The organism is Rufibacter immobilis (assembly GCF_003721565.1).
In the GTDB taxonomy this organism is placed as follows: domain Bacteria; phylum Bacteroidota; class Bacteroidia; order Cytophagales; family Hymenobacteraceae; genus Nibribacter; species Nibribacter immobilis.
This window is the reverse complement of the sequence record NZ_RJJE01000003.1, coordinates 253,014-259,013: the sequence shown is the minus strand read 5'-3', so window position 1 is coordinate 259,013 and position 6,000 is coordinate 253,014. Positions and strand designations below refer to the sequence as shown.

Sequence of the window (6,000 nt, the reverse complement as noted above, 5' to 3'; positions counted from 1 at the left end):
TGCGCCACATGATGGGAGAGGACCTCATCACCCACCTCGGCCTCGACTACTACCAGGAGCTCGTCGACACCCTGTAGGGAAACAGAGGGAATATTGCACCGCCGGTTCTTCTTTCCTTTTGCTGCCACCTCTGGCACCGGGATGACAGGGAACCGGCGGTGTCTATCCCTTAAGCAATATCAGAATTTAATGCCTGTGGTTGCAGGTGCTCTACGTTAAGCTGTTTTAGATGCTCACTTTTTTAAGAGCCCAAACTGCCTCTATTATGGCCTCACTGGTTGATTTTCTGGTCACGGTGGCGGCGGTAGAGCTTTTGGGGAGCTGGTACGTGATGGGAATCGTGTTGGGGACCGTCTCAGGCGGGATTACCCATTTTTCCCTGGGCAGAACTTGGGTCTTTCATTCAGAGAATTCCAGCGTATTGCCGCAGGCGGTGCGGTATTTCATTATCTGGAACGGCAGCCTGCTCCTGAATGCGGCAGGGGTGTTTGTCATTACCCATTACGGTGGGCTGAACTACATCATCTCCAAAGTGATCACCTCCGTTTTGGTGGGGAGCGGGTACAATTACGTCATGCACAAACGCTTTGTGTTCAGGTAGGGCCGCGGCGGGTTATCTCCTGTTTAGTGGCCGTTTTTCCAAAAACAAGGCCAAAACAGCAGCCACTCATCTCTACCGGCCTGCAGAGCATGGCCTTCATATTTGATTCTGGATCTACATGGAAACGAGCGAAAAAATAGAATTGGAAGTACAACAGACATCAAAGAAAGCCCCCGGCGAGAAAGCCTGGAAAACCTTTCTGCAGCAGGGCATCTACAAGATTGTGAATCCGTTTGTGCGGCTGCTCATCAGGCTGGGGTTCACGCCTAACGCCGTTACCACCACAGGATTTATCCTGAACGTGGGCGTGGCTGTGATTTTCATTGTGGGCGGCGAGAGCGACAACCGCAGTGATCTGTCTTACGTGGGTTGGGCGGGTTTCCTGATCATGATGGCCGGCCTGTTTGACATGCTGGACGGGCAGGTGGCCCGCATGGGCAACATGGGCTCTACGTTTGGCGCCCTGTTTGACTCCGTGCTGGACCGCTACAGTGAACTGGTGATGTTTCTGGGCATCTGTTACTACCTCATGTCGCACCACTATTTCCTGAGTTCGCTGTTCGCGTTCATTGCCATGATCGGCTCCATGATGGTGAGCTACACCCGCGCCCGTGCCGAAGGATTGGGCGTAGAGTGTAAAGGTGGTTTCTTCCAGCGGCCCGAGCGGGTGGTGCTCATCGCGCTGGCAGGTATGTTCTGCGGCATTGGGTCCTCTATTATTGGGCCAGACTACAAGCTGTACGTGCCGGGCATTCCGTTCCACGTGTTTGAGACTATGTCTATCTTTACCATTCCCATCACCATTCTGGCCATTTTTACCAACGTGACCGCCTTCACCCGGTTAACCGAGGCCAAGAAAGCCATAGAACTGAAGGAAAGAAACCTGGCCGGGAAAGTTTAAAGTATTTCCCGTTGTAGTAAGCTTAACATGCGTTTAGGGGCTGTTTTTGCAAAAACGGCCCCTAAACGCATGTTTTTTCGCTCTTACTTGAACAGTTCCAGCATAGGCTCTCCATCCCGTTTGGGCACGGGTACGCCCAATAATTCGGCAATGGTGGCGGCCACGTCTACCTGTGAGCGGGGCGTAGTGGCTAGTTTCCCTTTGTGCACATCTGGCCCCAGGACCAGCAGACTTATATGGCGGCAGCCTTCGCAGTTGTCGCCGTGTTCATCATAGCGCTTGCCCAGGTGCCGGCCGTGGTCGTTAGTGACCAGCAGGGTGGTGGTATTCTGGTAGTAAGGTTGGCGCTGGAGCCACTGCCAGAGCGTATGCACCATTTGATCGGTCTCCCGGATGGCGCGCAGGTAGCCGTCCCAGTTTCCGGCGTGGGCCTCAGAGTCTGGTCCCCTCAGGTTGATGAGCGCCAGCCGGGGCTTGTGCTGCCTGAAAATCTGCTGGGCTACTCTAAGGGTGGTGCTGTCATCGCGGTAGCCGCTGCCCAGCCCGTTGATGCCCGCGTCTACGGCCGGAGCAAAATTAGCGGCCAGCTCCTTGCTTTTGGTTCTGGCCAGAATCTCCAGTTTGTCTTTGCTGGTAATGACCCAGGCGCTGGTGGCGGGGGCACCCGTATGCTGGCGGTAATAATGGAACACCGACGGGTAGTCTGGTTCCTCGCTGCCGTTGTTACTGAGGCGCTGGTAATGCCCCGTGGTAAGCGCCACGTGCCCCGGGTTGGTCAACGTAACGCCTTTGTTGTAAAACTGAGGGTGGAACACCCCCTGCGGCGCCAGCACTCTGCCCATGTTAGGAATATTGGCCAACGTGGTATCTCCCCAGGATTCTGAATACCGCACCCCGTCAATGACCACCAGCACCACATTTTGGGTGGTGTAAGGGCGGGTAGGTTGCAAAAGCACTGTAGGCGCGTTGGCCGGGGAAGAAGGCTGGCAATTGGCCAGCGCCAGGGTAAGAAGTACGCACAAGAAATTCAAGGGGAGGCGAAAGGGCATGTCTCCAGCAGCATTGGTTTCTTGGGTACTACGGGTACAGCAGGTACTTGGCTCTTACATTCCTGAAATATTTCAGCTCATCGGCCCAGGCCGAAACGATTTTCTGCGGTGTTTCCCCGGCTTGCAACTGCTTGCGCGTAACATCCGTCTTCCAGAGACCGTCCAGGCGGCTGTTCTTCCACTCCAGTTGGGTAGGGTACAGCGTCTTGAGCGCGTGCATGATGTACACCGAAGCCTTCGCCGACTCAAAAGTATTCCGGTCTGTCACCACGGCTTGTACCCCGTAACAGGTCTGCCCCACAAATTTGGGCGGGTAAATTCGGATGCCGTCCACTACGCTGTCGGGTTTGAATTGGATGGGTTTGAACGTGACTCCCGCCAGTTTGTAGCTGTTGAGTTGCCGGGCCAGCTTTTCGCCGTCTATCCAGGGCGTACCAATGAATTCAAACGGCTGCATGGTGCCCCTACCTTCTGAGACATTGGTGCCTTCCAGAATGCAGGTGGCGGGGTACAGGGTAGCAGTGGTGAGGTTGAGCATGTTGGGCGAAGGCTTCACCCAAGGCAGCCCGGTTTGTTCAAACCACTGGTTTCTGGTATAGTGGCGCATGGGCACCACCACCAGCTCGGCCTGGGGCAGTTTCTTGGCGGCGCGTTCGCCGTTGAACATGCGGGCCAGTTCGCCCACGGTCATGCCGTGCACAATGGGCAGGTAATTGGGGCCGGTAACGGGTTGTTTGGCGTTGGTACCCACGCCGCCGTCTACATAAATGCCGGTGATGGGGTTGGGGCGGTCCAGCACAAGGAGTGGCTTTTTGTTTTCGGCGGCCGCCTCCAACACTGAGGCCATGGTGGCAATGTAGGTGTAATAGCGCGCGCCCACATCCTGAATGTCAAAGAGGAGCACGTCTACGTCCTGCAACATTTCCGGGGTGGGTTTGCGCACCTTTCCGTACAGCGAGATGATTTTGAGGCCGGTTTTTGAATCAGTGGCATCGGCTACGTGGTTGTCTTCCTGGCCCCTGATGCCGTGCTCCGGACTGAAGAGTTTGACTACCTTCACATCTGGCCGGGCGTGCAGCATGTCTACCAGATGGCTTCTGTCAGGCATTACGCCGGTATGGTTGGTAAGAATGGCTACCCGCCGGTTCTGGAGATGAGGCAGAAATTCTGGGGTGACCAAACGTTCAATGCCAATGATGACCCTGTTGGCCGGCGTTACAGGTTTGGTGGCTTGGTTTTGACCGAGGGCACCCAATTGGCAACCGATCAGGAGTATCACGAAAGACAGAAAACGGGAGGGGAGAGTTATTTTCATGCCGCCAATATACGAAAGATGCCATACCGGCCTTGGGTGAACTCCCTGGTTTAGGGCAATTTTCAGAAAAACGGCCCCTAAATGGAAAAACTACAGCCCGTCGCCGTAGCGGAAGTGTTCGTTTACCGTCACGGGCAGTTTACCCTGGGGCTCCAGTTTGCCCACCACCAGTTTGGCTGCGGCCGCCTGCACTGCGGGTAATTGCTGGTACCCCACCAGTAGCGCAGAAGCCTCATGCATATCCTGAAACCGGTTGAGGGTATAGGCATTGTCAAACAAGATGACCACGCTGCGCTTCTTCCGGACGAGTTCGTTCACCAGGTCGCGTTCCTCCGGGGTAAGCCCCAGACTGTTGCTGGGTCGTATGCTGGGGCCGTAGATACTGATGAGCAGCAGATCATGCTTCAGGAGGGCCTTCCGGAGTTTCTCGCGGTCTTTCTTGGTGGTTCTGCGGGGCAGGAAGTACTCCTGCACGGTGAGTTCGTCTTTGATTTTACGCTGGAAGAAAGTGCTCTTAGTAGCTCCCACGGCCAGGCTGGCAATGGTACGCCGTTTCTTGTTCTCCAGCGGAATGGTTTTGCGCTTGTTCTGTAGCAGGGTAAGCGACCCCTCGGCCAGGCGGCGCAGGGTCTCGTGGGCGTGCGAGGCGTTCAGGTCCTGGTAAAGACTGTCGGTCTTAATAGGTTGGTAGTGGTGGAGCCCCAGCCAATACTTGGCGGCCAGTACTTTCTTACAGCGGCGGTCAATCTCTTTCTGGCTCAGCCTGCCAGACCTGATGGCGGCTTTGATGGCTTCCAGGGCTTTGGGTACACTCACCAGACGTTCCAGCACATCGTTGCCCGCCTCCAGGGCCATCACTTCGGCCTCGCCGGGCTTAAAATATTTAGTGACGCCTTTCATAACCATGGCATCTGTGAAGATGAGCCCGCTATAGCGGAGTTCATTTCTGAGGATACCCGTCACGATGGGCTTAGAGAGCGAAGCCGGTAAGTTAGCCGTAGAGTCCAGCTTGGGCAGGTGAATGTGCCCCACCATGATGCCGCCCACCCCGCTCTGGATGAGGTGCCGGAAGGGGTGCAGTTCCAGAGAGTCCAGACGGTTTCGACCGTAGGGGATCACGGGCAGGTCATAGTGCGAATCCACGTCGGTGTCGCCGTGGCCGGGGAAGTGTTTGGCGGTAGCAATGATGCCATTGTCCTGCATGCCCAGCATCTGGGCCAGACTTTTGGAGCTCACATCGTCTTTGTTTTCACCGAAGGCCCGGTAACTGATGACAGGGTTGTTGGCGTTGTTGTTCACGTCTACCACCGGCGCGAAATTCACGTGCATGCCCATGCGTTTAAATTCATAGGCCATCTCGGCACCCATGCGGTAAATAAGGCTGTCATTGTTGATAGCACCCAACAGCATGGGCAAAGGGTACTGCATGGCGCTGTCCATGCGCATGCCAATGCCGCTCTCGGCATCCATGCCAATCCAGAGCGGAATTTTGGAGGCGGCCTGCAAACGGTTGGTCATCATTGCCTGCCTAACGGGGCCGCCCTGGAAAAAGATAAGCCCGCCAATTTTGTAGCGTCTGATGAGCAGTTCCACATCTGCCTCGTGCTCCGGCCCCTGGTTGGAGAAGACTTCCACCATCATGAGCTGCGTGATGCGCTCGTCTAGGCTCATGCGCCGGAAGACCGAGTCTACCCAGCGGTTCTTCCGGTTGAGGGTGGTGATGAGGGCATTGGGGTATTTGATGGTGTCTTCTGGGGCAATGGGCTGCGGTTTGAAAACTACCGTGTCTTCTGCGTGCGGATTCTTCTTTTTACACCCTATGACTCCAGCACCTGCCGCTAGCAGCAAAAGCCAGTAGAAAAGAAATGAAAGCCTTGAAACAGATCCTGAATGCATGATAAACCGGCAATTGGTAATGGTGACGCTCTTACGGTAAAAGCATCCTCTCCTCAAAGCCTTTACCATACGGTTTCCTAGTGGCTTAGTTGGCAGGACAGAAACAAGGTGAGGAGGTAAAGGTTTTGATTCGTCATTCCCACTTGGTGTGCAGTAACCCTATGGCTTTAGAGCGTTTAGGGGCTGTTTTTGAAAAAACAGCCCCTAAACGGAAAATAGCGGAGCAAGAGAATATCAA

General features: G+C 55.1%; 5 protein-coding genes. 2 read left to right on the top strand and 3 right to left on the bottom strand.

Annotated elements, in window-relative coordinates:
• Positions 1–265 precede the first annotated feature (265 nt).
• Together EFA69_RS06015 and EFA69_RS06010 are read left to right on the top strand one after the other, a co-directional pair.
• Positions 266–601 carry a GtrA family protein gene (locus tag EFA69_RS06015; RefSeq protein WP_183906703.1) on the top strand — a complete coding sequence of 112 codons (336 nt, stop codon included), beginning with the start codon at positions 266–268 and terminating at the stop codon, positions 599–601.
• Positions 602–719: 118 nt separating this feature from the next.
• A complete protein-coding gene (locus EFA69_RS06010; protein ID WP_123132190.1) occupies positions 720–1,502 on the top strand; it encodes a CDP-alcohol phosphatidyltransferase family protein in 783 nt (260 codons plus the stop codon).
• 83 nt (positions 1,503–1,585) lie between these two features.
• On the opposite strand, the gene EFA69_RS06005 is transcribed toward EFA69_RS06010, so the two are convergent.
• From EFA69_RS06005 to EFA69_RS05995, 3 genes are all read right to left on the bottom strand, one after another.
• Entirely contained in the window at positions 1,586–2,551 is a 966-nt protein-coding gene (locus EFA69_RS06005; protein ID WP_123132189.1) for a sulfatase-like hydrolase/transferase, read from the bottom strand.
• 28 nt (positions 2,552–2,579) lie between these two features.
• On the bottom strand, positions 2,580–3,866 hold the full coding sequence (locus EFA69_RS06000) for an exo-beta-N-acetylmuramidase NamZ family protein (RefSeq protein WP_123132188.1): 1,287 nt from the start codon (positions 3,864–3,866) through the stop codon (positions 2,580–2,582).
• Positions 3,867–3,956: 90 nt separating this feature from the next.
• Positions 3,957–5,762: a glycoside hydrolase family 3 protein gene (locus EFA69_RS05995; protein ID WP_123132187.1), complete on the bottom strand. Its 1,806-nt coding sequence runs from the start codon at positions 5,760–5,762 to the stop codon at positions 3,957–3,959.
• Between the last annotated feature and the right edge of the window lie 238 nt (positions 5,763–6,000).